The 25,602-nt window shown below is 65.0% G+C and carries 18 protein-coding genes; 10 read left to right on the forward strand and 8 right to left on the reverse strand.

Features of this window, described 5'->3' with window-relative positions; genetic code table 11:
• The 3 genes from GO999_RS01060 to GO999_RS01070 all read right to left on the reverse strand — a co-directional run bounded on the left by GO999_RS01060 (position 1) and on the right by GO999_RS01070 (position 6,464).
• Positions 1–1,164 (reverse strand): glycosyltransferase family 9 protein, encoded by a 1,164-nt coding sequence (locus GO999_RS01060; RefSeq protein WP_165591107.1) that lies wholly within the window; start codon positions 1,162–1,164, stop codon positions 1–3.
• Positions 1,161–3,263, reverse strand: a complete 2,103-nt coding sequence (locus tag GO999_RS01065; protein WP_165591108.1) for a tetratricopeptide repeat-containing sulfotransferase family protein — start codon at positions 3,261–3,263, stop codon at positions 1,161–1,163. Before GO999_RS01065 ends, GO999_RS01060 begins: the two co-directional genes overlap by 4 nt.
• 162 nt (positions 3,264–3,425) lie before the next feature.
• Entirely contained in the window at positions 3,426–6,464 is a 3,039-nt protein-coding gene (locus GO999_RS01070) for an autotransporter outer membrane beta-barrel domain-containing protein (protein ID WP_211906479.1), read from the reverse strand.
• 164 nt (positions 6,465–6,628) lie between these two features.
• On the opposite strand from GO999_RS01070, the gene GO999_RS01075 reads away from it, so the two are divergent.
• From GO999_RS01075 to GO999_RS01085, 3 genes are all read left to right on the forward strand, one after another.
• Complete coding sequence (locus tag GO999_RS01075; RefSeq protein ID WP_011003050.1) at positions 6,629–7,324, forward strand: response regulator; 696 nt, start codon at positions 6,629–6,631, stop codon at positions 7,322–7,324.
• Between the two features lie 65 nt (positions 7,325–7,389).
• The gene (locus tag GO999_RS01080) at positions 7,390–9,321 is read left to right on the forward strand and encodes a sensor histidine kinase (RefSeq protein ID WP_211906480.1); all 1,932 of its coding nucleotides are present in this window, start codon (positions 7,390–7,392) and stop codon (positions 9,319–9,321) included.
• A 326-nt stretch (positions 9,322–9,647) separates the two neighbouring features.
• A complete protein-coding gene (locus GO999_RS01085; RefSeq protein WP_197361427.1) occupies positions 9,648–10,778 on the forward strand; it encodes a methyltransferase in 1,131 nt (376 codons plus the stop codon).
• A 40-nt stretch (positions 10,779–10,818) separates the two neighbouring features.
• Here GO999_RS01085 and GO999_RS01090 read toward each other — a convergent pair whose 3' ends face one another.
• A complete protein-coding gene (locus tag GO999_RS01090) occupies positions 10,819–12,096 on the reverse strand; it encodes a BaiN/RdsA family NAD(P)/FAD-dependent oxidoreductase (protein ID WP_211906481.1) in 1,278 nt (425 codons plus the stop codon).
• Between the two features lie 285 nt (positions 12,097–12,381).
• On the opposite strand from GO999_RS01090, the gene GO999_RS01095 reads away from it, so the two are divergent.
• Complete coding sequence (locus tag GO999_RS01095) at positions 12,382–13,218, forward strand: class I SAM-dependent methyltransferase (RefSeq protein WP_011003046.1); 837 nt, start codon at positions 12,382–12,384, stop codon at positions 13,216–13,218.
• Between the two features lie 32 nt (positions 13,219–13,250).
• Positions 13,251–13,475 (forward strand): hypothetical protein, encoded by a 225-nt coding sequence (locus GO999_RS01100; protein WP_249215047.1) that lies wholly within the window; start codon positions 13,251–13,253, stop codon positions 13,473–13,475.
• Between the two features lie 174 nt (positions 13,476–13,649).
• Here GO999_RS01100 and GO999_RS01105 read toward each other — a convergent pair whose 3' ends face one another.
• A complete protein-coding gene (locus tag GO999_RS01105; RefSeq protein ID WP_011003045.1) occupies positions 13,650–13,853 on the reverse strand; it encodes a cold-shock protein in 204 nt (67 codons plus the stop codon).
• Between the two features lie 327 nt (positions 13,854–14,180).
• Here GO999_RS01105 and GO999_RS01110 point away from each other — a divergent pair, with 327 nt between their 5' ends.
• The 5 genes from GO999_RS01110 (at position 14,181) to GO999_RS01130 (ending at position 20,637) form a co-directional block, all read left to right on the forward strand.
• Entirely contained in the window at positions 14,181–14,387 is a 207-nt protein-coding gene (locus GO999_RS01110; protein ID WP_019718985.1) for a hypothetical protein, read from the forward strand.
• Positions 14,388–14,974: 587 nt separating this feature from the next.
• Entirely contained in the window at positions 14,975–16,153 is a 1,179-nt protein-coding gene (locus GO999_RS01115; protein WP_071507821.1) for a Vgb family protein, read from the forward strand.
• A 436-nt stretch (positions 16,154–16,589) separates the two neighbouring features.
• Positions 16,590–17,426, forward strand: a complete 837-nt coding sequence (locus GO999_RS01120; protein WP_011003043.1) for a c-type cytochrome — start codon at positions 16,590–16,592, stop codon at positions 17,424–17,426.
• Between the two features lie 683 nt (positions 17,427–18,109).
• Positions 18,110–19,798: a GTP 3',8-cyclase MoaA family protein gene (locus GO999_RS01125; protein ID WP_230076408.1), complete on the forward strand. Its 1,689-nt coding sequence runs from the start codon at positions 18,110–18,112 to the stop codon at positions 19,796–19,798.
• Complete coding sequence (locus tag GO999_RS01130; RefSeq protein ID WP_071623932.1) at positions 19,795–20,637, forward strand: SDR family oxidoreductase; 843 nt, start codon at positions 19,795–19,797, stop codon at positions 20,635–20,637. Before GO999_RS01125 ends, GO999_RS01130 begins: the two co-directional genes overlap by 4 nt.
• A 217-nt stretch (positions 20,638–20,854) precedes the next feature.
• On the opposite strand, the gene GO999_RS01135 is transcribed toward GO999_RS01130, so the two are convergent.
• From GO999_RS01135 to GO999_RS01145, 3 genes are all read right to left on the reverse strand, one after another.
• Positions 20,855–22,978 (reverse strand): flavin monoamine oxidase family protein, encoded by a 2,124-nt coding sequence (locus tag GO999_RS01135; RefSeq protein WP_071507824.1) that lies wholly within the window; start codon positions 22,976–22,978, stop codon positions 20,855–20,857.
• Between the two features lie 739 nt (positions 22,979–23,717).
• On the reverse strand, positions 23,718–24,149 hold the full coding sequence (locus GO999_RS01140) for a hypothetical protein (RefSeq protein WP_011003039.1): 432 nt from the start codon (positions 24,147–24,149) through the stop codon (positions 23,718–23,720).
• A 1,043-nt stretch (positions 24,150–25,192) separates the two neighbouring features.
• A complete protein-coding gene (locus tag GO999_RS01145; RefSeq protein WP_011003038.1) occupies positions 25,193–25,534 on the reverse strand; it encodes a helix-turn-helix domain-containing protein in 342 nt (113 codons plus the stop codon).
• Between the last annotated feature and the right edge of the window lie 68 nt (positions 25,535–25,602).

Raw genomic sequence — 25,602 nt, forward strand, 5'->3', positions numbered from 1 at the left:
TCACGCGGCAAGACGGGCAAGCTCGCCCGCCATGGCGGATAGCACGCCGTCCCAGTTCCCGCGCGCGTGCTGGCGGAAAAGACGCATGCCCGGATACCACGGCGTATCGGTTCGCTCCAGCAGCCATCGCCAGTCCGGTACGAACGGCAGCATGACCCAGACCGGACGCCCCAGCGCGCCGGCGAGATGCACCGGCGCCGAATCGACCGAGATCAGGAGGTCGGCGATGGAGAGAATCGCCGCCGTATCCTCGAAATCGCGGATATCGTCGCTCAGCGGCACGAGCGACATGCCCGGCGGCGGGTCTGCCGACTGCGCCGCCGCCGGACCTTTCTGGATCGACAGGAACGTGGCGCCCGGGTGCGCCAACGGCGCGAGCCGGGCCAGTGTCAGCGAACGGTTCGCGTCGTTGAAGTGCGTCGGCCGGCCAGCCCAGACCAGGGCGACGAGCGGTCGCGGCAGGCCTGCCAGCCGCTGCTGCCATTGGGCGATGCGCAGCGGGTCGGCCGACAGGTAGGGAACCGGTCCGGGAAGATCCGACGGCTTCAGCCCCATTGCCATCGGCAGGCTCATCAACTCGCAATGCGCGTCGAACGGAGGCGGCAGGCTGCCGCGCGCGACAATGTGATCGAAACCCGGGCTGCGCCGCGCGAGCGACAGGGTTTCCGCGTTGACCTCCAGGATCACGCGCGCGCCGCTGCGTGCCTTGGCCCACGGCACCATCCGCAGGAACTGGAAGGTATCGCCAAAGCCCTGCTCATCGTGGATCAGCAGGGTCTGGCCGGGGATGGGCTGGCCGCTCCAGCGCGGGCGCTGCACCTTGCGTTCGATGGCTGCCGTGTGCGCGAGACTGTAGCGGTAGCGGTATTCACGCCAGCCGCGCTCGAACTCGCCCAGCAGCAGCAGCGTTTCGGACAAATCGAAGCGTGCCGGAAAGTCGCCCGGCGCGTGCGCCACCAGCATCTCCTGGATGGCCCGCGTTTCCGCGATGCGTCCCTGCGGGCGGAGCGCCGCCGCCAGCAGTTTCCATAGCACGAGCGGCCCACTGCCCGAGGCGAGCGGCGGGCGCACCAGCGCTTCGGCTTCTTCGAAGCGTCCGGCCGCGAGCAGCGGGCGGACCTGGTGCTCGATCGCCTGGACCGCGGACAGCGCGCCGGACATCATGGCGCCTCGACCCCAAGCGCCTCCAGCAGCGGGCCGAGATAGTCGGCATACGCCTGCCAGCGACCCTTCGAGGTTGTGTAGATCGGCTGCCGCACCTGGTTGACGCTGGCGGTGCGCACCACCCGGCGGTTGTCATGGAAGTGCAGGCAGGCCGGGTTCCATGGCAGGTCCAGGAAATCGATCAAGCGCCGCGCCTCGCCTTCCAGGTCATCCACCACGGCCTCGTAGTCAACCTCGATGAAGCAGCCGGGTGGCAACACTGCGCGCCAATGCGCCATCAGGCGCGCGTAGCCGCGGTAGAGCGCCCCCAGTTCGGCCTGGTCGTAGGCGAACTGCTGCTCGCCGGCGAAGAGCTTGGTGTAGCAGGACAGGCAGGTATCCACCGGGTCGCGGCGGGCATGGATGATGCGCGCCCCCGGCAGGATCAGCGGGATCAGCCCGGCGTACAGGAAATTGCTCGGCATCTTGTCGACCAGCCGCGCCCGTCCCTGGGCGAGCGGCGCGACGCGCGACAGATACGCCTGTCCGAGCTGCCGGAACAGCGCGCCGCGCGCCTCGCCTGCCAACCCTTGCATGCCGTCCGGGAACAGGCCGCTGCCTTCGATCACCAGGCGCAGGGCCGACAGTTCGCCGGCACCCATGACCTGCGGGTGCGACGACACGATCTGCTCGATCAACGTAGTGCCCGAGCGCGGCATGCCGACGATGAACACCGGCAACGCTGACGGCTCGCCGGTGGCATGCAGCGGGTCATGCCGTTCCGGGGGAAAGGCTTCGGCGATGCGCTCCATCCACCGGCGGCTCGCGGCGCCGTCATAGGTGAAGGTCGAACGTTTCTGCCGGTTGCCCGCGTCGAGGTGATGAAAGGCCCGCGCCGGATCCTGGAGGTCGAGGTAGGCCTTGCCGAGCGCGAAATGGGCCGAGATCCGGTCGCGCAGCGAGCGACGCTCGCCTTCGGCGAGGCACGCTTCGAGCGCCGCGATGTCGGGGTCGCCGGCCGTGAAGGTCCGCGCATCGGCGCGGCCGGCCAGTGCCTGCACCGAGCCCGGAAACTGCTCCAGCGCCTGGTCGAAGGCGGCGCGTGCCGCGTCCCGGCGGCCCGCTTCCATCAGCAGGGTGGCGCGCCCGACCAGCGCTTCCTCGGCCACCGCGCCGGGCAGCCGCGCCGCCTGCTCGAAATGCGGCAGCGCCTCGTCGGTTTGCCCGAGCGTCTGGAGCGCCATCGCGAGCGCGTGGTGCGCCTCGGCGCTGCGGGGGGCCAGCACCACCGCCTGGCGTGCAACGGCGAGCGCCTCATCGAGGCGTTCGACACGCTTGAGCACGTTCGCGCGCGCCGTCAGTGCGGCCGGATGCTGCGGGGCGAAGATCGAGAGCGTATCCAGCACCCGCAGGGCGGCCTCATGGCGGTGGCGGCCCATTTCCGCCTCCGCCAGGTTCAGATAGGCGTCCACCAGGCGCGGGCTGAGTTCGATGGCGTGCTGGGCAGCGGCGGCCGCTTCGTCGTGGCGGCCCTGGGCGGACAGCAGGAATGCCAGGTTGCTGTGTGCCTCGGCATAGGCCGGATCCAGTTCCAGCGCCTGGCGGTAGTGAGACTCCGCACGCTCCAGACGCTCCAGGCGCCTCAACGTGTTGGCGAGATTGTTGTGCGCCGGCGCCCCGTCGGGCTGGAGCAAGATCACGCGCTCCAGGCAGTCGAGGCTTTCCGCAAACTTGCCCGCCTCTTGCAGCACGATGCCCAGATTGTTCCAGCCCGACACCAGCGCCGGGTCCATGGCCACCGCGCGGCGGGCCGCGTCTTCCGCTTCGGCGAGCAACCCCTTCTGGCGGTACATCTCGGCCAGATTGCTGGAATAGGCAGCTGGGGCGCGCGGTGCCAAGCAAGCCTGGCGCAGGTGAGCGATGGCGAGATCGAGATGGCCGTAGGCATGCGCCATCAGGCCAAGCAGGTGCAGCGCGTCGGCCTGACCGGGCCAGGCGGCCAGCACGCGCTGGCACAGCAGCTCCGCCTGGGCGGCCTGACCGGCGCTCCAGTGAGCGTGGGCGCGGTGGAGCGCTTCCGGGATGCTCAGGGTTTCCGGGCGACTGGGCGGGAGTGACATGGCGGCGCTGGAACCAGCGGGAAAGACAAAAGTGGGGATGCTATACGTTCATGCCAGCGGTAGGGGCCATGCAAACCGCCGGATCGCCTACGCGCACTGTCGGGAGACAGACGCGTAGACGATCCGGCGGTCCTTCAACTGCAATCCTTCAGCGCCGATGCATCAGAACAGCTGCCGCAGGCGCACGCTCCCCGTCTGCGAAACAAAGCCCCGGCCCGCCTGCAGTTCGTAGCGCGCGGACAGGCTCAGGTTGTTCGCCCGCAGCAGCGTCGCGCCCAGCGAGATATCCGCGAGGTCCGACACCGGCGTCATGCCCACCGTCGTGAACGCCGTCTGGCCCGTTGCGTCCGCCGCAAAGCTTGCGCTCGTCACCTGCCTGGCATGGTCGTACTCGTGGATCCACTGTGCCCGCGCCTCCAGCACGATCTGGCCGTAGCGGGTCGCGAAGCCTTTCTCCAGCTTGGCACCCAGGCCGCTCTTGACCGAGCCGACATGCGTGGAGCCCACCGACAGGGCGGCCCCGTTACCGCCGTTCTCCGTATAGCTGTCCTGGGTCAGGTAGCTGTACGTCAGGCTCGCCAGCGGCGTGAGCGTCACGCTACCCACCGACAGCGGATACCCGGCCTCGGTGCGTGCCACATACTGCTGGCCGCTGAAATGCCCGCTGGCCGTGCCCGAAAGGCCTTGCATGCTCACCAGGCGGCTCGTGTCGTATCGCTGCTGCACTGCCGCGCCCGAGAGGTTCACGTACCACGGGTTGCCGGTATAGCTCGCGTAGCCGATCAGCCCGTAGCCATTGACACGGGCGGAGTTGCCCGAGGTATCGCCGGTGTTGTCGATCGCCGTGTTGCTGTAGCTGAACACGCCGCCGGCGCGCCAGCGGTCGTTGATCTCACGGTCCGCGCCGATCAGCAAGCCGCCGTAGTTCGCGCTGTAGCCATCGATCTGGTCGCGTTCGTTCTGCTGGGCGTGGCCGCCGAATGCCTGACCCCACACGCCCCACGACGCCGGGCTGTCGCCGGTCGCCACCCCCGTTGTGCCCGCCGCCTGCGCCAGGCGCAGTGTGTTGACGTGCGCACCCACCACGTTCAGCGCATCGAATGTCGGCGCAGCGGGCGCCCACCCGGTCTGGGTCGCACCCAGTTGCTTGCCGATCTGGTTGGCGCTTGCCGTCGACCCCTCGCTCAGGGAACCCAGCGCGGCGTTATACAGATTCAGCAGATTGGGGCTGCTGATGCCGGTGTAGCTCAACAGGCCATTGAGCGAGGCCACCGCGTTCGGTACGGTGGCGATCGATGCCGGGTTCTGCGTTGTGGTTGTGGTGGTGGTTGTGCTCGTGGTCGGGCTTGGCGTCGCGGGCGACGACAGCGACGTCGCGCTGACCACGGTCAGCACCAGGTCGCTGTTGCCGCCGTTGGCCACGACCGCGCCCGTCACGTTGGAGGCATAGCCGTTGATCGCATACCGCAGGCTGCCCGCGTTGTAGGTCGCCGTGCCGGCCGTGTCCACCACCACGTAGCGTTGCCCTGCAGCAAAGGCGTAGCCGTTGGACTGCAGCGTGATCGACGAACCCTGCGCAATCGTCGTATTGCCGGTCACGACCAGCCGGCCGTAGCCGGCGTCCGTGGCGAGGGTGCCTTGCGTGGTGGCGCCGCCCGCAACGCCGATCTGCAGCGTCGCGCCGCTGCCCTGGTTGTAGTTGCCGGTGATGGTCACCGGCCGGTTGACCTGCACCACCGCCGAGCCGGTGTTGTTCACCGCGTTGATGGTGCCGCTGCCGAGGTTGATGTTGTCGTTGAGCAGCAGATTGCCCGAGGCGAACACCACGCTCGAATTGGGATTGTCGATGGTGCCGAGGGTGCCGCCGCCGCCGTAGCCGGTGAGCGTGCCGAAGGTCGTGCCCGTGCCCCCGCTGATGCTCAGGTTGTTGCTCGACAGGTTCCCGATGTTGCCGGCGATCACACCCGCATTGGTGACGGGGCCGAGCGTGCCGCCCGTATCGTTGAACAGCGCGTAGGTGCTGCCGGTGATCAGGCCGCTGTTGGCGAGCGAGCCGATCGTGCCGCCGTTGAAGACGCCGTAGGCAGCGCCGCTGCCGCTCACCGTGCCGCTGATGGTACCGCTGCTGGCGTTGGTCAGCGAGGTGATCGTGCCCGAGTTCTTGACGCCGAAACCATCGTTGCCGCTGTAGCTGTTGGAACCGGTGATGACGCCGCTGTTGGTCAGCGTACCGATGGTGCCGTCATTGGCGACGCCGGCACTGTAGCCGCCGATGATGGCGCCATGGTTGGTCAGCGTGCCGATCGTGCCACTGTTGTAGAGGCCGGTGTAGTTGCCGGCGATGGTGCCGCCGCTGTTGTTGGTCAGCTCGGTGATCGTGCCGCTGTTGTCGATACCGTTGCCGTAGCCGGTGCTGCCGGCGGCGCTGATGACCCCGCTGTTGGTGAGCGTGCCGATCGTGCCGCCGTTGTTGTCGATGCCGTCGCCGAAAGCGGAGCCGCTGTGGCTGATGGTGCCGCCGCTGTTGTTGATCAGCGTGGTGATCGTGCCGTTGTTGAGGATGCCACGCGAGTCGGCGGTGATCAGGCCGCTGTTGGACAGCGTGTCGATCATGTATGTGTTGTACACGCCGGAAGCGTTGCCGGTGGCGCTGATCGTGCCGCTGCTGGTGTTGGTCAGCGTGCCGATCGACCCGGCGTTGTCGATGCCGGCCCAGCTGCCGCTGCCGCTGACAACGCCGCCAGTGATAGCACCGCTGTTCGTCAGCGTATTGATCGTCGCGGCGTAGTAATTGAGAACGCCGTAGTGGGCGCCGCTGATGGCCCCATCGTTGGTCAGCGTCCCGATGGTGCTGTTGCTGGTGTTGAAGACGCCGTCGTTGCCGGTGCCGCTGATCGTACCGCCGCTCGCGTTGTGCAGCGCGGCTACCGCGCCGGAGGTGTAGAAACCGTAGCCGCCGCTGATGACGCCGCTGTTGCTCAGCGTGCCGAGGGTACCGAGGGCGAAGGCTGCCACGCCGATCCCCCCGCCCGAAATGGTCGATGTGACGGAAAGATCGCCAATGCTCCAGACGTAGATGCCCCCGAAGGGGCTGCTCACGGTTGCGGCCTCCGCCGTCTGCATCTGCGTCATCGCAGCCAGGGCCGCGACGGCCAGCGTCATGGCTGTCTGCCTGGGCCGATAATGGGCGCGCTGATTCATGCTGAAAATTCCCCCGTTCCTGGTTGCGGTGCGCGATGGCGCACCTGCATTTTTTCGTGTTGCCTTTTTGCAAGCGCGCCGAGTATATTCACGGGGCTTGATCCCATCTGTCGCACAAATGCGCTACACGGGCCGTCCCCCCGCCGCCCTTAGAACGACGGTCCATGTGTCCCTCCAGTACCGCTCCGGAACTGCCATCCATCCGCGTCGCGATCGTCGAGGACGATTCCGGCTTTCTCGATGCCTTGACCCAGGCCCTGGCGTGCGCGCCGGATATGCACTTGACGGGCGTCGCCGGCTCCCGTGCCGAAGGCCTGCTGCTGCTCGATGGCGCGCCGGCGGATGTGCTGCTGGTCGACCTTGGGTTGCCTGACGGCTCGGGCATCGACGTGATCGAAGCTGCCGCCCGGAAATGGAGCGCTTGCAGCATCATGGTCAGTACCAATTTCGGCGACGAAATCCACGTGATGCGTTCGATCGAGGTCGGCGCGGCCGGCTATCTGCTCAAGGACAGCTCAGCGGCCAGAATCCTCGACGAAATCCGCAGCCTCGCCAGCGGCGGCAGCCCGATCAGCCCGCTCATCGCCCGGCAGATCCTGGCGCGCTTCCGGCAAGGCGGCTCCCTCAGCGCGGCAGACGAGGCGCCCGCTTCGGCGTCTTCGCCCCTGTTGTCGGCGCGTGAAAAAGAGGTGCTGGACCTGATCACCAAGGGCTTCACAGCGCAGGAGATCGCCAAGCTGATGGCGTTGTCCCATTTCACGGTGCGGACCTTCGTGCGGCGCATCTACAGCAAGCTCAAGGTCACCTCCAAGGCCGAAGCCATTTATGAGGCCCGGACGCTGGGGCTGTTGTCCGACTAGGCAGGGCTTGCCCGCATTTCCTACTGAACAGCCGGCTTTTTCGAGCATGGCGATATCGGCGCCGCATGAGATACCGCCCCACACACCTTCCCGCCTACGCAATCTTTGTCTTTTCCATGGCGCTGCTCGTCATTGTGGGCGCCATCTACCTGGACGCCGATGGCGAGTCATTCCCCGCAGCAAACCTGCATCTGACGCAGGCCGAGTGGCAGGTCACCGATGCGCGGGGTTTCACGACGCCGTCGGCGACGCTGGACAGCCACAGCTTGCCGAATGCATGGCGGCATGTCGCGCTGCCCCTGGACTTGCCCATCGCCCTGTTGCGTCAGGCCCATGCCAACGCAATCACCACGGCCGGGCAGACCACCTGGCTCAGGCTCGCCGTCCCCCCATTGCCCCCGCATTCCGGCCCGCTGGCGTTGTATGGCATTCGCGTCAAGACTGACGGCACCATCGCGGTGTATGTCAACGGCGAGCTGGTGCACCGGGCGCAGCAGCAGGGGCCCTTGTGGAACAGTACCCGGACCCCGCTGTGGGTGGTGCTGGAGCGGCATGCGGACGACGCGCCGGTGCGTGAAATCCTCATCCGCCTGGAGCATACCGAGCGGACCCAGGTGGCCTTGTCCTCGCTGTGGCTGGGCCCCGTCGAGACGCTGCGGGTGCGCTATCACGTACGCCAATGGCTGCAGCAGGAGCTCCCGAGAATGCTCAGCGCGGCGTTCCTGGCAGTGGGCATTTTTGCCCTGTTTGTCTGGTTCAAGCGCCGCCACGAAACGGGCTATCTACTGTTCTTCAATCTGGCTGTCACCTCGTTTTTACGGGGGCTGCACTTCTACGCGGACTTGCCGATCGCCAATGACGGGTTCGCCTGGCTGACGGTCAATTCCCTGCTGTGGCTGGTCACCGTGGTGCACTTTTTTCTGCGCCAATTGCATGGCCGCGCGCTGACATGGTTTACGCGGGCGCTGGTCGGGGTGACCGGCCTGATCGGCGTGCTGACGCTGCCGTGGCTGGCGGTACTGCCGAACACACCGAAAGTCACCCCGCTGATTTATCCGATGGCAGCGCTCATGGGGGCGGCCGTCGGGCTGGTGGGCGGCATCAGCGCCTGGCGCCGGTCCAATGAAGGCGTACTGGTGGCGATCGGCGTCAGCGTCTGTACGTTGCTGGGCGTGTCCGATTGGCTGCTGCAAAACAACTTCGTCAGCCCGGAAGGCTGGTATTTCGGGGCCTATACCAATGCCATCACGTTCGGCATTTTCGGCATCCTGATGTACCGGCGCTACGTCCATGCCATCAGCGAGGTCGAGTTGACCAACGCGAACCTCGCGCAGCGCCTCAAACACCGCGAAGCCGAACTCGAAAGCAGCCATCAGCGGCTACGTGCCGCTGAGCGGCAGCAAGCGATCAGCGCGGAACGGCAGCGCCTGATGCAGGACATGCACGACGGTCTCGGTGCGTCCCTGATCAGCGCCATCCGGTCGGTCGAGCGCGGGGCCGTCAGCGATGCCAAGGTCTCGCAAATCCTCAAGAGCTGCCTTGACGATCTGAAGCTGACCATCGACTCGATGGAGCCGGTGGAGGCCGACCTGCTGCTGTTGCTGGCCACGCTGCGCTTCCGGCTGGAACCGCGCCTGGAGGGCACGGGCATCGCCTTGCTGTGGGAAGTCCGGAAGCTGCCGACGCTCACCTGGCTGGACCCCTCCAGTGCCCTGCACATCCTGCGCATCGTGCAGGAAAGCATTGCCAACATCCTGCACCACACGCAGGCGAGCGAGATCCGGGTAGGAACGGCGGTGGAGTCGACCGGTGTGCTGGTCAGCATCGTAGACAACGGCCGGGGCTTCGATGTCGAAAAAACCCTCGCCGCGGGCAAGGGGAACGGCCTGCGCAACCTGCAGCGCCGCGCCCAGGCCATCGACGGTACGGTCCGTTGGACGTCGGGGCCGGAAGGCACACAATTCACGCTCTGGCTGCCGTTGGAGCGGCATGTCTAGCCACACCCCCCTTCCGTTGCGATTGCAGGCCGGCACCGTGCATTGACTCGGCGGCTCGTGACGTCGGCTCCAGCGGTTTGATGGAGGAAGACGAGCGGCGAACGCGTGACGAATCCCTGCCGGAGCAGGCCAGCCGGGCCGACCGTACCATTCAGTTCAGGACGGGAGCATGACTCGCAAGATCACGCGACCACCGTGATCGAACTGCGCAAAAGAGCGCCCCGCCCCCCGATTCGCGCAAAAGAGCGGTATCGTGTCGCCGACAACCCGCGTGATGCGCTCCCGATCGCGCGCAATGGCTCCCCCGCTTTTCGCTACTCGCCCCCGTGACCGATCACCCCACCCTCAGTTGGACCGACGCCGAAACCGCCACCGCCCACACCGCCCGTTGGCGCTCCGAAGCGGGCACCCCGCCGCCCAAGCGCGTCACGGTCGCCGATGACCGTATCACGGCCGACACCGCCTACCGCCAAGCGTGCGAGGGCATCGCGATACTCTGGCGCGGCGACTTTCAGAACGCGCGCCAACTGCTGCAAGCGATGTCCCGCCGCGCCGATCGCAAGCCGCCCAAGGCGGCAACCTCACCCGTCGACGCGTTCAATCTCCATCGCCAGGCCCAATCGCAGCGCGCCCGCACGCTCGGCATGCTGCTGATTCCACTCGACGCTGACTACACGATCCCTTTGCGCCGGGCGCCCGACGTGCATGAAGCCTGCACCGAAGCGTACGGCGCAGGCGAAGAACCTTCGGTCGTATCGCTCAGGGAGCTGCTCGGTCTGATCGGCGCGCATGAATGGCGCAAGAAGGGGGTCGATATTCCAGCGCTGGGCGGCGCGCGCATTCACCCGCATTACGGTGTCTTTTCACCGGTGCGCGGCGAATATGTCGATCTGGTCGCGAAAGCGCCACTGCCGTCGCAAGCACTGGCGTTCGACATCGGCACGGGCACCGGCGTGCTCGCTGCCGTTCTTGCGAAACGCGGCGTGAAGCGCGTGGTCGGCACCGATCAGGACGCGCGCGCGCTCGCCTGCGCCCACGAAAACCTGACGCGCCTCGGGCTCCAATCCCAAGTCGAAGTCATCGAGGCCGATCTCTTTCCCGAGGGCCGCGCGCCGCTCATCGTGTGCAATCCGCCGTGGCTTCCGGCACGGCCAAGCTCGCCGATCGAACGGGCCGTCTACGACCCGGATAACCGCATGTTGCGAGGCTTTCTGGACGGTCTCGCCGCACATCTCGAACCGGGCGGCGAGGGCTGGCTGATCTTGTCGGATTTCGCCGAGCATCTCGGCTTGCGCACGCGGGATGCACTGCTGGCGATGATCGAGGCGGCGGGTCTGCAAGTCGTCGGCCGCGATGACGTCAAGCCGAAGCATCCGAAGGCGTCGGATGCGAATGATCCGCTCTATCAGGCACGCGCCGCCGAGGTCACGTCGTTGTGGCGATTGAAAGCGCGCTAGTGCAATCGATGCATCCTGTCGGCAAGTCTGAGCGAGCGCTTCATCCGCGCGCCGCCGTTGCCAGATACGCGAGCACGCCGTGCCCGGCGGCGGCTCCACTCGCAAAACACGCCGTCAGCAGGTAGCCGCCCGTCGGGGCTTCCCAATCGAGCATCTCGCCCGCGCAGAACACGCCGGGCAAGCGCGCGATCATCAGATTCGCATCGAGCGCTTCGAACGCGACGCCGCCCGCGCTGCTGATCGCTTCGTCGATCGGCCGGGCGCGCGTGAGCCGCAGCGGCAGTGCCTTGATCGCTTGCGCAAGCTGCGCGAGATCGGCGAATGCGTCTTTCGACAGACATTCGCGCAGCAGCCCGAGCTTCACGCCCGTGATATTCAACTTGCTCTGCAGATGACTCGACATCGAGCGAGCGCCGCGTGGCCGCATCAACGCATCGGCGACGCGTTGCCCGCTCCAGCCGGGCGCCAGATCGAGCCAGATCGTGATTTCGCCGCCGGCTTCGAGTGCATCGCGGATCGGCGCGGACAACGCATAAACCAGGCTGCCTTCGATGCCGCTCTGCGTGACGAGGAACTCGCCCGGGCGGAACTGCCGCGCGCCATCGTCGCCGGACGCGACGCCGATCGCGACGGACTTCACCGGCTGCCCCGCGAAGCGCTCCCGGAAATGCGCGCTCCAGTCGGCGTCGAACCCGCAGTTGGCGGGCTTGAGCGGCAGCACTTGCACGCCGCGTGCTTCCAGGCGCGGCACCCATGCGCCATCGGAGCCGAGGCGCGGCCAGCTGCCGCCGCCCATCGCAAGCACCACGGCGTCGGCGTGCACGAGGCGCTCCCCGTCAGGGGTTTCGAAGCGCAGCGCCTCAGGTTGATCGGCCTGACCGGACGGTGCGGCGCTCCAACCGTCCCACCGGTGCCGCATATGCAACTTCACGCCGGCCTCGCGTAGCCGATGCAGCCACGCTCGCAGCAACGGCGCCGCTTTCATGTCGGTCGGAAACACGCGGCCCGAACTGCCGATGAACGTCTCGATCCCGAGCCCATGCACCCAGTCGCGCAGCGCGTCGGGGCTGAAGCGGTCGATGAGCGGCGCGAGTTGCTCGCGGCGCGCACGATAACGTCCGAGAAACGCGTCGAACGCTTCCGAGTGCGTGATGTTCATCCCGCCGATGCCCGCCAGCAGGAACTTGCGGCCAGCCGACGGCATGGAGTCGAACACCTCGACACGCACGCCTGCGCGAGACAGGACTTCGGCGGCCATCAGCCCGGCAGGGCCGGCGCCGATCACGGCGACCAGGGGAGCGTTGTGCGGTTCGGACATGCGGCGGTGGATCAGAGAGGGACGCTGTGGCGCCCGCCACGAGCGTCATGACGCGGAACGGGTGACGCTTGGGACGCACGCGCGGGGCGCTATTGTCCCATCCCGGCTTGGCTCGGGCAAACGAACAAGGCGGGCTTCAAGCACATGAGTCATGCTGCCCATTGCGTTCACACGCGGCGACCGGACGTGGCCCGACACGCTTTTCGGTAAACTGACGCCATTGTTTCCGTTCTTCCCTAGGCTGCCGCACGTATCGGTACGACTTGCCGCGAAGCGGCCTTGACGATGTCCAATAAAACCCACGAAATCCGCCCGAACCAGTCGATCGAGTTGCTGAAGGAACTGCACATCCTGACGCGCGACGGCAAGATGAATCAGGACAGCCGCCGCAAGCTGAAGCAGGTCTATCACCTGTTCCAGTTCATCGAGCCGCTGCTCGACGACGTACAGAAAGCGAAGGGACATGTATCGCTTGTCGATCACGGCGCGGGCAAGTCGTACCTCGGCTTCATCCTCTACGACCTGTTCTTCAAAGAGCAACCCGGCGACGGTGCTTCGCACATCTATGGCATCGAAACGCGCGAAGCGCTCGTGGCGAAGTCGACCGAGCTCGCGGCGCGGCTCGGCTTCAAGGGGATGTCGTTTCTGAACGTGTCGGTGGCGGAATCGATCACGTCGGAGCGCCTACCGCCTGCCGTCGACGTCGTGACCGCGCTGCACGCGTGCAACACCGCCACCGACGATGCGATCCGCTTCGCGCTCGAAAAGCATGCGCAGTACATCGTGCTCGTGCCCTGCTGCCAGGCGGAGGTCGCCGGCGTGTTGCGCCGGAACAAGGGCAAGTCGCTCGGCAATGCGTTGACGGAAATCTGGCGTCATCCGCTGCATACGCGCGAATTCGGCAGCCAGGTCACAAACGTGCTGCGCTGCCTGCAGCTCGAAGCCCACGGCTATCAGGTGAGCGTGACGGAGCTCGTCGGCTGGGAGCATTCGATGAAAAACGAGCTGATCGTTGCGCAGTACAAAGACCTGCCTCGGCGGCGTCCGACTGAGCGGCTCGCTGAAGTGCTCAGCACGCTCGGCCTCGAAGAACTGCGCGAGCGCTTCTTTGCGCCGGCTTGATGGAATCGAGCCGAACCGCCCGGTCATGCGTCGTGCAGCTCGTTGCTCCTGCCATCGCAAAACTGACGCATACGATCCCGAAGGATGCTGCAGTCGAGTTTGCCCCTTCGATGCAAGGAATGCCGACCGTGAAGATGACCGGCGGCGGTGTGCCGGTTAGCGAAAAGCAGACACTCGGCGGAGCGATGGTCGGAACGGAGACGGGCCGCCGTTGTTCGTTCAAGTGGGGCGGATATCCTGAACAACCTCATCGTTAGCTTCCGACACCCGGGAACAATGGCTTCATCGGCTTCCGTCATAGACCAACTGGCAGCAAAACACTGACCGAAACCGTGCGGACTGTGTTCTCCCATTTTCTTGGGTAGGAATGACCCCCAATAAAAAAGCTCCGCATTGCGGAGCTTTTTTATTCGACTTGCGTCAGGACGGGATCAGATCCGTTCGATCTTGGTGGCTGCGGGGCCCTTTTGGCCGACGCCAGCAACGTAACGCACCTTCTCGCCCTCTTGCAGCGTTTTGAAGCCGCTGCCCTGAATTTCGGAGAAATGCGCGAAGAGATCGTTTCCACCCGCGTCAGGCGTGATGAAGCCAAAACCCTTCGATTCGTTGAACCACTTTACGGTACCGGTTTCCATGCTTGGATTCCTTAAAAAGTAATTCTCGCCTAACAAAAGCGCCGGCGAGGCCTGACGATCAAGGAAGAAACAAGGAAAAAAAGTGGCGCCGTGTCGGCAAGCACCTAATACTTCGAGGTTACTGCTTGAAAATCCTGCAGGGTCCTTTTACAGGTATGTTGCGGTCTTGTCAACAAACATCGCGAAACGGCGATGGGATGCACGTCCGGTGCCTCAGGTCCACGCGTTGGCTGTGTGCAGCCTTGCTGACAGAGGCTCTCCAGTGGCGGCGATTTTTTCCCATACACCAGCGTGATACAGTGGCCTACCCACTGGACGGAATGCGGTATGACTCTCTGCCCTGCTTGCCAGGCCATCGAACTCCACAAGCTCGGCGCGCCTGGGCACGCCTTGCTGCGCATCACGGATACGCAACGCCTCAAGCCAGCCAAGGCCGCGGCGATCACCGTCAGCACCTTTGTGTGCCAGACCTGCGGAACGTTCTGGACCTATCGCGACCAGAAGGACGGTCCGGAGCAAGGTTGGCAACGGTAACGTGATCGGCACGCCCGCAGCACGCTACAGCAGCGAGCGGTTCGCGGGGACATGAACATGCTCGGCCCGCTCGATCCCGGTCTGCTGCTCGCCGTGGGCGATGGCGCCGTGACCTGGCCCGGTTCTGGTGCGTGCCACCAGCCTCGCCGCCGAATGAAGCGAATGCCTGAGACCGTGCGCCGGACCATCGAAGTTGAGCGCCACGACCCGTAGGTCACCGCGGGCGCTTGCCCGTGAACAGGCGGGATGTGCGCCGAAGGCCGCGAAGCGTTCCGCCGCGCATCCGGTTTCGTCTCCGACGGCCCTACCACACCGCCCCACACCCCCACTTCGCCCCCAGGCACCACGTCTTCGCCCGGCAAGCAGCCGCGCAGCGCGCGCGCCAGGAAAATGCAGCCTGTAACCGATCATTGAGGACAACACGAAGCACCGCCGTGCTGTCATCCGATGACGCTGCCGCGTATTCCCCCGATCGCCATGCACGTCTCCAGCCGACACCCCCGGGACACGCTGCGATCATGTGTCTGGGGTGCGTCACTTCCCCCCCAATGGTGGTCGATTCCGAACGATTCACAAGGAGCCATGTGATGAAACACCTGCTGTACCTGGCCGCGCCGGCCATCGTGGGCGCAGCCCTTCTCTGCCTGCCGGCCCCGTCCTCGGCTGCCGCGAATGCGGTGGGCGCCAACGCCGTGATCGGCGAATTCGCGACGCCGTCCGCCGCCAGTTCGCCGCAGGGCGTGGATGTCGCCGGCGACGGCAGCGTGTGGTACTCGGAAACCACGGCGGGAAAAATCGCCGTGCTGCGCCCGGATGGCTCTTCGGCCGAATTCCCGGTGCCCAACGGGGGTCAGCCTTTCATCCTCAAGGTGGCGGACGACGGCATCTGGTTTACCGACAGCGGGACACGCGCCATCGGGCATCTGGACCCGGCCACCGGGACGGTCGAGACCTACGCAATTCCGTCCGGCGCATCGCCGTTCTTTATCCAGGTCGGCCCGGACGGCAGCAAATGGTTTACCGAGACCGCGGGCATCGGTCGCCTCTCGCCGAATGGCGAGTTCACCGAGTGGACGGTGACGCTGGAGCATGCCGACGACAACATGGAACAGCTGAGCCTGGATCCCTGGGGCAATGTCTGGTTCGTGGAGCGCAATTTCGATGGCATTGGCGCGGCCGGTACCAACAAGGTGCGCCGTCTCAATCCCTATTCGAACGTGATCAGCACCTACAGGGTGCCGACGCTGGGCGGCACGCCGTCGGGCGTGGTGGCCAATGCCAACGGGTCGGTCTGGGTGTCCGAGTACTACGCCAATGCGATCGCCTTGCTCAACCCCTTCGCCGCTCCGCACAGCGATGAGGTGGTGCAGCCCAATGCGCTGAAGGCCGACAGCCGGACCGCATCGGTGTCGCCCATCCGGGCCGCGCGCACGCCGGGCGCGAAGACGCAGGTCACCCCCAGCGCCCACGCGGTCAAGCCGTCCGTGACGCTGGGCTGGATCGAATATCCTCTCCCGAGCGCCAAGGCCGAGCCGGAAGACATGCGTGTCGATCGGCATGGCCGCGTCTGGTTCGAGGCGGACGCCGGCTTCATCGGCCGCCTCGATCCCTTCGAGGCGCGCATCACGGAATACATGATCCCGTCGGCCAACAGCGGCTACTACAACATCGCGCTGGACCCGCGCTCCGGCTTGCTCTGGTTTACCGAGGCCGGTGTCTTCGCGCCGGTGACGACCAAGATCGGCTATCTGGACACGCGGCACTGAGCGCCGCCGATCCGGCCCGTTGATGTGTCGACGCTCCATGCCGGCAAGCCCCGGCATGGAGCGTTCGTGCGCCAGCGGTTCGCATTCCCAACGCCTCGCGCTTTGATCTCGCGGCAAGGCACCATCGATCCGGGCCTGGGAAGCCGCGCTCGGGGCGCCATCGCATGGCTACCGCGTCCTCGCCATGCCGCTCGGCCAGCGCAACGCCTTGCAGCGTGACGCAATCCCTGTCTGGTATAGAGTACCCACCTCGCGGCCCTGTGCCGTCATCGGCTTGCGGACGCGGCTGCGCATGCGGTGCGCGCGAACGCGCCGACCGTTCGCCGCCGCGATCCTCCGCGTTCTTCTGCCGGACGGCCTGACGGCGAATCTCTCCCCACTGCCGCGGCGGTCCAATCACCGCCATCGGCTCGAACAAAAAAATAAAGGACAACGCATGTTGAAACGCGTGCTATTTGCGGTTTTTCTGCTGACGGTCAGCGTCATCGGACAGGGTGCGACCGCCGAACCCAAGGTTGAACTCACGATCGGCGGCAAGACCCGGTCGTTTACGCAGCAGGCATTGCTGGCGCGCCCGGATGCGGCGACGATCCAGGTGCCGCGCGATGTTGCCTACGGTACGTCGGCCACTTACCGCGCGGTGCCGCTGCCCAACCTGCTCGACGGTGCGGTGGTGCCCGCTGACAGCGTGCTCGAAGCCCGCGCGACCGACGGCTTCGCTGCGCAGCTGCCGATGGATCTCGTGCGCAACAGCAACCCCGCGGGTGCCGTCGCATGGCTCGCCGTCGAGGACCCGGCGCATCCGTGGCCGAAGCTGCCGGGCAAGCCGGTCAGCGCGGGACCGTTCTACCTGGTCTGGATCGGCAAGGACGCGGCGTCCGTGCGCAGCGAGCAATGGCCCTACCAGGTCGCGCAGCTCACCACGCAACCGTCCCCGGCCACGCGATGGCCGGCGCTCAACGTCGATCCGGCGCTGCCGGCAACCGATCGGGTCCGCGCGGGCCAAAGCCTGTTCATCACGCAATGTTTCGCCTGCCACACATTTAACCATGCCGGCAGCGCAACCGTCGGCCCCGACCTCAACATGCCGATGAATCCGACCGAGTACTTCCAGCCCGGCGTATTGCATCGCTATCTCCGCAATCCGGCCTCGGTCCGGGACTGGCCCGCCCGGACCATGCCGGCCTTCTCGCCGGATCATCTGAGCGATCGCGAGATCGATCTGATCATCGCGTATCTGAAGCATATGGCGCCGCGCAAGGTCGGAAAGTAACGCGTACTGTGCGCGCTGACCGCACGGGATTGCGAAGGGCAGCGGCACATCGAGCCTGAGCCGTCCCGTCGATACGATGACGTTGAACGGCTGGGTGGCCGGCGCGCACGACGCTTTGTCGCGCTCGAACGCTTCCACCCTACCCAGTACACGGGCCCGGATGTTCTCCGGGCCCTTTTTCTTGCCCTGACGTCCGGGAGATGCGGGATTCCGGCCAGTCGTGCCGTGGGTGGTCATCCACCACAACACCACGTTTTCGCGTGTTCGGGCCGAAATCCGTCTCCTTTCTCTGTTTGTGCTGCAGGTGGGCACGGGCCGCGGCGCGGCATCCGCCCGGGGAGCGGCGATCCGTCGGGATGCCACGATCGACAACCGCCGGCAACCAATCGTTGAAGCACGGCTTGGAGCAGCCGTTCTGGCGATCGGATACGGCTGACAGGCCAACGCTTTGACGACTTGCTTTGCGCGAGCCAAAGCGACGGGGGATTTTCAGACGTGCGCCACAAGAGCGTTTGTACGGCCGTGCGCCGGCATCGTCCCTGCCGGCTCCAATCCTCGGCATTTCGGAAAGAGCGCAGGGTTGGGTAGAAAGAATCGGGCCCAATTTCTCTCCCATATTCTCATTGCGACCGGGGAGTGCCTAGCGTAGAAATCATATTGATACATCGCGAAGCGGGGGGGTGATGGAAAACATTTCAGCAAATGAATTGGGAAAACATCTCGACACGGCCGAGGTTGAATGCAATCCATTCACACGCCCGCGTGCTCTGCGAAAGCTGATCTTGAAGCACGTACACGTCAAGCCGAAGATTAAATTCGAGGGACGCGGCTTTATCTGTGCGTTGATTACCGCGCGCTGTCATGTGGGATGCGACCACTGCATGTTTGCATCCAATATGGCGGAGAAGAAAAATGCCTTCAATACCATGACACCGGAGCGGGTCGGAAAGTTGATGCGGCTGGTTGCGGACTCCAATACCGGATACTTACTGGTTTCGGGTGGTGGCGAAGGGTTTCTCGAACCGAATCTCATGTATCAAATTGCCGAGGAATCCACGGCAGACATTACATGGCTTGTCACCAGCGCCTTCTGGGCGAAAAAGGAGTCGCAGGCACTCAAGGTCCTGGAAAACCTTTACATTGCCTATCGCAGGGGGTGTGCAAAGATGGCCCGCCGGCGTGTATGTGTTCGCGTCAGCATTGACAGCTATCATGCCGAAAAACTGGCCGAAAATCCCACGGATCCTTTTGGCTACATCCTGAATCTGATCCGGGCATTCGAGGCTCGCTACGCTCATCAGACAGGCTTTTTCCTCCAGCTTCACTGCATTGAAGGCGAGGAGGGTCTTATCGAGGCATTGCGCAAGCGAATCGACGCCGTGGTGGTTTCCGGCACATCTCCGATCCATGCCAGGGAGAAGGTGACCGAGGCGGCAGTGACATTCCGGATGCCGTCTGGCTACAGCTTTGAAATCACCTTCGCAAAGCTGTTGCTTTCCGATATGGCCGCTGATCTGCGGGATTCCGACCTGCTTGCCAAGCGGCTTCGCCTCTGGGAGAAGGATGCCTATGTTAACGAAAACGGCCTGACAGCCTGTCAAATCAATGCGGACGGTCGTTTGGGCACGGACATGCTGGTGATTTACGACGGTCGCGTGGCGGGCGGCTGGCAAAGCGAGATGCCGGATGTATCCATTAACATCGACACTGACGCTTACCCGAGCATCATGGACAAAACACTGTCCGATCCCGGCGTGTTGGCAACGGTCGAGCGGGGTTTGCAATATCGCTTCGACATCATTGAAGAGGTTTGCCGCAAAGCCTGCATTCGAGCCAAGGCGGTGAATATTCGTGATTACACCAGTCCGGTGCTCCTTGAAGAGGATGCGGTCAAGCTCTACTACTCGGTTCGCGCAATACAGGACTATATGGCGGACGGTAGAATGGATGCATCGGAAGCAAAAAACTGGCCGCAAGAACTAATCGATCTGGTGATGCTTCCCAAAGAGAATCTGCAAGCGCTCTTTCGGATTTCCGGATATGACGTTATCAAACAGTTTGAAGAGACGGATGCTGGTTTTTTCGCCTTTTCTGCGGCGATACGGAATTTCGCCCGGAATGGGGATGCTGATCACCTGGTGGAGGTTGCGGACAGATATGCGGATCAGGATAGGCGGAAACTGGACCAATGGCGGCTATTGCTGAAACGCATCCTGCGGGGTTGGTACGACATCCATTCGTGGGATGAGCGGGAGCTTGCTTGTCTTGACGAAGTGGAGCGCTTGTTGGATGAGCAACTCTTGCAGCGCGTTCGCATCTATGAAGGACTGTCCAGATTGATTCCGCCGCAGATGTCGGAAACGCGCCCGTGAAAGTTCTCATTACAGGAGCACGTGGCTACCTTGGAGCGCTTCTTTCAGTGGCGCTGAGCGGTAGCCACGATGTCGTTCGCACCTCCCGAGGCGACATCTCCAATTCACTGTTTCAGTATCTGGATGTCACCGATGCCGACTGTGTCAAACGGGTGGTGGCCGCCACGGTGCCGGATGTCATCATTCACGCCGCAGCCATGGCCAACCTCTCGGTATGCGAGGCGAATCCGGAGGCCGCGTTTCTGGTGAATGCCGAAGGCACCTTGAATGTTGTTCAAGCCGCGAATGAGGTGGGCGCGCGAGTGTTGTTCATTTCCACGCTGGCCGCGAGCAATCCCTCGATTGTTTACGGTAGAAGCAAGTCGGCGGCGGAGGAACATGTCAAGCATGTCAGGATGGGGCACGAGATCGTGCAGTTGTCGATGACGTTTGGTCTCAGCCCCAATCGCGCCAGTCGTCGGCCATTCAACAAGATGCTGGAGAGCTTTCAAACCGGCAAGCCGAGAATCTACGACAACGCCTGGCTCTTTCAGCCGACATGCACGGAACACGTCATCGCGATCGTTCGTCAGTTGCTTTGCCGGCCTTTCGAAGGCCGTCGGCTGGCCGTCACGGTGGACAAGCGTTGCACAATGTACGACATCGCCAATGACCTGCTTGGCCCGACGCTTGTGAAAGGCGCAGCGCTCTATCGAGACAGGGAAGTGGTCTGCATCGAGGCGGATCATCTGTCTCGCCTGGGCCTGCCGACCATGACCTACGCCACCATGCTGCAGCGTATGCGGATTCAATTGCTGACGTGTGCGCCAGACGGGATGCCAAACGCCATGCCGGCATGAACGTGGCGCGGCGCAAGCGCGTCCGGCAACCGTCGGGAAATTGACATCGTTGCGTGGAGTTGGCATCCCATGCCATTGATCAGGAGCGTTTCGCCACCTGATCCCGTCTCTTCCTGGAACGGCGCCACGATCCGGCGCCGGGTATCTCGATCGATGCGCGGGCCTCAATGACGCCCGCGCATCGATGATCCGCTCACATCATCCGCATCCGCGCAGCCTACGGCGCGATGGGCCGCAACCCCGTGACGACATCGCGTGCCGCGTTGCTCAGTGCCCCCGCATTGCCGCCATTGGCCGCCACGACCAGGCCGGCCACCGCATTGATCGCACTCATGAACGCGCCTTCCAGCCAGCCACCGAGATGGCTATAGCTATCGCTGGCGAGGAAGAAGCGATTCCCGAGCCTGGGGTTGAGCGCATGCGTGTGATACCGGAAGCAGAGATTGCTCTGATGGTGATCGCCCGTGCCGTCGAGCTTGAAGCCGCCGGCCGTGCCGTTGGTGGTCCAGTCGAACACGAAGCGGTCTTGTTCGCGAACCCGGCTCAGCAGTTGCGAAAACCACCAGACGGCCGGCGCGGCCGCCGGCTCGGCCGGGTCCCGCACGTTGCGCGTGGCACGGTTGATCATCGTCCTGAACATGGCGGTCGCGGTTCCGTCGCTCGTCGGCGGATTCTGCGGGTAGTAGCCGAAGTTGTGCTGCAGCCGCGTCGAGTCGTCGCCCCACGTGTAGCTGGCGAGCAAGCTCGAATAGCGCGGCGCGCCCGGCTCCGTGGGGCTGGGCACCACGTAGCTGGCGGCGAGGCCGGAGTCCGATACGACCGCCTTGATCGGCTGGCCCTTGAGGCGCGGCACGAACGGCTCATCGAGCCTCGCCGTTTCGATGGTGCCGAAGACCTTGGACGACCGGACCATGTGGAGCTGGTTCAGTGCCGTCACGATGCGCGCGTTCGGCGCCGAGCTGGTATCGCTGAGCAGCAGCGCGGGGAGGGCGTCCCGGATGGTGATCGTGCCCAGCCCCAGCGCGCCGTCGCCCAGCACGAGGCTGGCCGGCCCGAACGCGTATCCGGATCGGCTGACCGCCAAGGCGAGCTGGTCCTGCGGGGCGGCCAGGATAACGTAATCGTAGTTGGGCGCCGAAAGCTTGCCCGCCCGATCGTACGCAACCACGAACGGCTGCCGGACACGCGCGGCGTCGGAGTGGCAGACATCGGAGACCCGCTCCCGGCGCACATTGACCGTCAGGCGCGAGCCGCCCTGCTCAAGCGCTTTCTGATACAGGCCAGCGATGAATTCGACATTCTCCTCGACGGGCAGCGTGTATTCGTTCGAGTAGTCCCACAGGATCAGCCGCATCATCTCGACGAGCGAGATGTTGAACAGCGGCTTGAACCCGCCCGTGCCGAAACCGAAGCGGCCGAACAGCTCGACGTAGTAGTTGATCGTCTCCGCCGGGTCGAGGCCGGCGATCGGCGGCAGGCTGCTCGCGGCGCCCTTGCCGATCTCGCGCGTCACGATGCGCCGGACGGCCGCTTCGAGCGTGGTGCCGTCGTGCGCCGCGATGAAGGCCGGCCAGTCGCGCTCCTGAATGGCCCGCAGCTGCGCGGGTCCGGCCGTTTCGCTTTTCAGCAACTGCGCGACCTGCACCGGATCGCGGCCGCCGATCGGAAAGAGTGCGATGGGCGTTTGGCTGTCGGGCGCGCCGGCGAGCCCGCTCGCGACCACGAGAAACACCTTGCGCGCCGGCGATTCCCGGTCCAGCCAGTCCTCGGGCGCACTGCCGCTGTAGCGGTCGATGCGGTCGCCGAACATGAATTCGGTCGGCACCTTGCCGGGATTCGGGAACACCTTGATCGGCGCGCCGTCGCCGTACACGACACTCGCGTAGTGCCACGTCAGCCCGGCGATTTCCGGAAAGCGCATCGCGCCGACTTCGTACACCGTGTCGTTCTGGTTGACGCGGGCGGCGGAGACGCGTCCGGCCTTGAGCCCGCGCACGTTGATGGCCTGGGTGCCGGCTTCAAGCCTGGTGAGGAAACTGTCCGGATCGGATTCGTAGAGCGTGACGGTCATCGTCCCGGCCGAGAGTGTCTTCGCGAGCCGCGACAGTTCGTACAGCGATGCGATCCCGGCCGCGCCGCCGCCGACGATCGCGATGTTGTAGGCGCGATCCGGCAGCGCGCCGAGCACATTGTCGACCGCGACGGGATACGAAACCAATGCGGAATCGGGATGCCGATAGAACCGGCCGTTCAGCCTGGCCTGGCCGATCGTTGTCGAAATCCGCTGCGTGCGCGTATCGCTTTCCATGCTGGTGAGGCCCGGCATGACGGTAATACCCATGGCACTTCTCCATCGTGAATGTTGCGGTGAATGAAGCGGGGGACTGCGGTCCGGCAGGCGCGGGCATCCTACCCATCATGACGCGATGACGAGCGGGGCGCCCAAGGCCGATTCACTATATGAAGCGGGCCATGGTGCGACAACTTGGCTGGGATGCTGAGCTGGCGGGCCTCCGCGCCATGCGTCTCGGGGCCCGTCCGCCGAGGCTTGCCCGTGATGACGACAGCACCTGTGGCCTCGTTAAGCGGCCGGCAGATGACTGCAGGTGTGGGGAATTTCGCGCCGTTGCCGGCCGCAGATGCGCACCAGGTGGACAGCGCGTCCGTGCCGCGAGACGGAGCGACTCGGGCCAAGGCGGGAACCCCGTCGCGAAAGCGCGAGGCGATCGCCGGTCAACGCAGCGAGCGAACCTGCGTCGTCGGATTCGGTCGGGATTGGCGGCAGCGCCGCGCGAACCGAAGGGTGCCGGTGGCTAAAGGGTGCCACACGGCCCGTGCGGGCGAATGGGTCTTGATGACGGGTTCGAGGGAGACCGCGTTTTGGGCGGCGGCGGGGCTCGGTCCCCGGATTGGTTGTGGCCTGGCAGGCATGGCGCCGGAACAAGCGTACGGCGCCGCCGGTCCGTTCCAGCGCTTGGGCACCGGGCCGCATGGACGGCCCGGCAAGGCGATGGCCCGGTCACAGCGCGTCGTTCATCGCGCGCCATCGCGCCGATGAATCCGCCGACCGGGCCAGCCCGTCAGTGCCGGTGATGGTGCTTGCCGTGCTTGCGGTAGCCGCGGTCGTCGCCCTCCGGCTCGGCATTCGAGCTGCGCTGGATATGGCCGCCCAGCGCCGCGCCGGCACCACCGCCGGCTGCCGCGCCGACGATGCCGCCCGTACGGCCGCCCATGGCATTGCCTGCGGCGGTGCCGACGCCGCCGCCGATCGCGCCGCCGATGATCGCGCCCTTGCGATCACGGCTGTTCGACGTCAGCGCGCCGCCGGCGCCGCCACCGATCGCGCCACCGATCACAGCGCCCGTCTGCCCGCCGAGCGCACCGCCCACCGCGGCGCCACCGGCACCGCCCAGGGCGCCGCCGAGCGCGTTGCTCAGATCACCGGCCACGGCCGGCAATGCCGTCATGCCGGCAAGCGCCACGATGAGGGCTGGGGCAATTTTGTTCCACATGGTTCGAATTCTCCTGGTTCCCGAATGCAGGATTCCGCGTCCATCGTCGGATGACGGGCGGAATCGCGTTGATTGACTGACCCGCTTGCCGCCCCAGGGCGGTGCCGGGTCAACCGGCTCGCGGCGAAGAATACATCGCTCATGGGGCATGCGGTTAAACAATCCGGTCAGTCTCGTAACAGAATGTGTGCGGGCCCGGGAGGCGTACCGCTTGGCCGGCCATCCGTGAGTGCGATCCGCCGGCCGGCACCGGACAACGCGGCGTGCGAAGGTTCGCGTCGCCAATCGGCATGCTTGGCATGAAACCGGGCAAACGACTGGCGCCGGATGTGCGATGCAACCGGCGTGATGGCCTGAAACAGCGAAGCGATCCGGCGTCAGCCTAGCGACGGCCTGCCGATGTGGATAACTTGGCCAGCCGCTGTGGAGAACCTTCGGAAAAGCCTGTTTGCCGTCTGTGGTCCGCCTGTCGATGGTGCCGGAACAACTTGCGGGCTGGCCGACGGCCGTGGATCAGGCCGTCGTATCCATCCACGTGACGGCACAGGCTGTCCGGTGGGTTTTGCTTTCAGCAAGTCATTGAAGGCAAAGCGTTTTCCATGGTTACCCACAGAAATGGGGCATCGTTATCTACTACTACCATTTGTATACATAAAGAAATAAGTCAGAAGCAAAACAGCGGGGCGCTCTGGTGAGCCCCTCTGTGGCATGAAAGCGCGGGAAGGGTCCCCGCGCGGCCACTTCCATGTACGCTGCCGCTCGGCTTCGACCGGCGGGCAAGCCGCCAGCAGTCACCGACCGCACATGGCATCGCCCGAACGTTCGAGCCGCCTCGTTCTTCCATGGCGTCGAAAGGACGTTGACGGATACCGGATCCGCAGAGGAAGAATCGGCTCACGCAATCGCACTAGATGGCCGGCCGTCAAGCCGGATTGCCTGCCCACGCGACCCGGTGATCGGGCACGGACGGTTCGCGCGGTATTGGGCCGCCTGTCGCCGTGGCGCAAGGGACGGGCGTCGACACGGTTGTCGGTGGTGGGGGCTTACCGCAGCCGGCTGCGCTTGATTTCCGGCGGTGTCGCCGCGTTGGCGCGCCGGGTGCCGGTGGGCTTGAGCGAGATGCCGTCCATCGGCCCGAACAGCTCGGCGAGGGTGACGTTCAGCGCGTAGCAGATGTTGGCCAGCGTTTCGATCGACGGGTTGGCGATGCCGCGCTCGATCGATGAGATGTAGGTCCGGTCGACGAGCGCTTCGAAGGCGAGGGTTTCCTGCGACTTGTCGGCGGCATGCCGGCACAGCTTGATGCGCTCGCCCAGGGCGCTCAGGATCGGTGCGGGGCGGCTGGTCGAGGGATCGGTGCGCTTGGCGGTCATGCCGGGCAGCATGCCCGGGCGACGACTCATTCTCGACGTTGTAAATTCAACAGAACATGTCGTTTGTATTCTACAATGAA

It is taken from the genome of Ralstonia nicotianae (genome assembly GCF_018243235.1).
In the GTDB taxonomy this organism is placed as follows: domain Bacteria; phylum Pseudomonadota; class Gammaproteobacteria; order Burkholderiales; family Burkholderiaceae; genus Ralstonia; species Ralstonia nicotianae.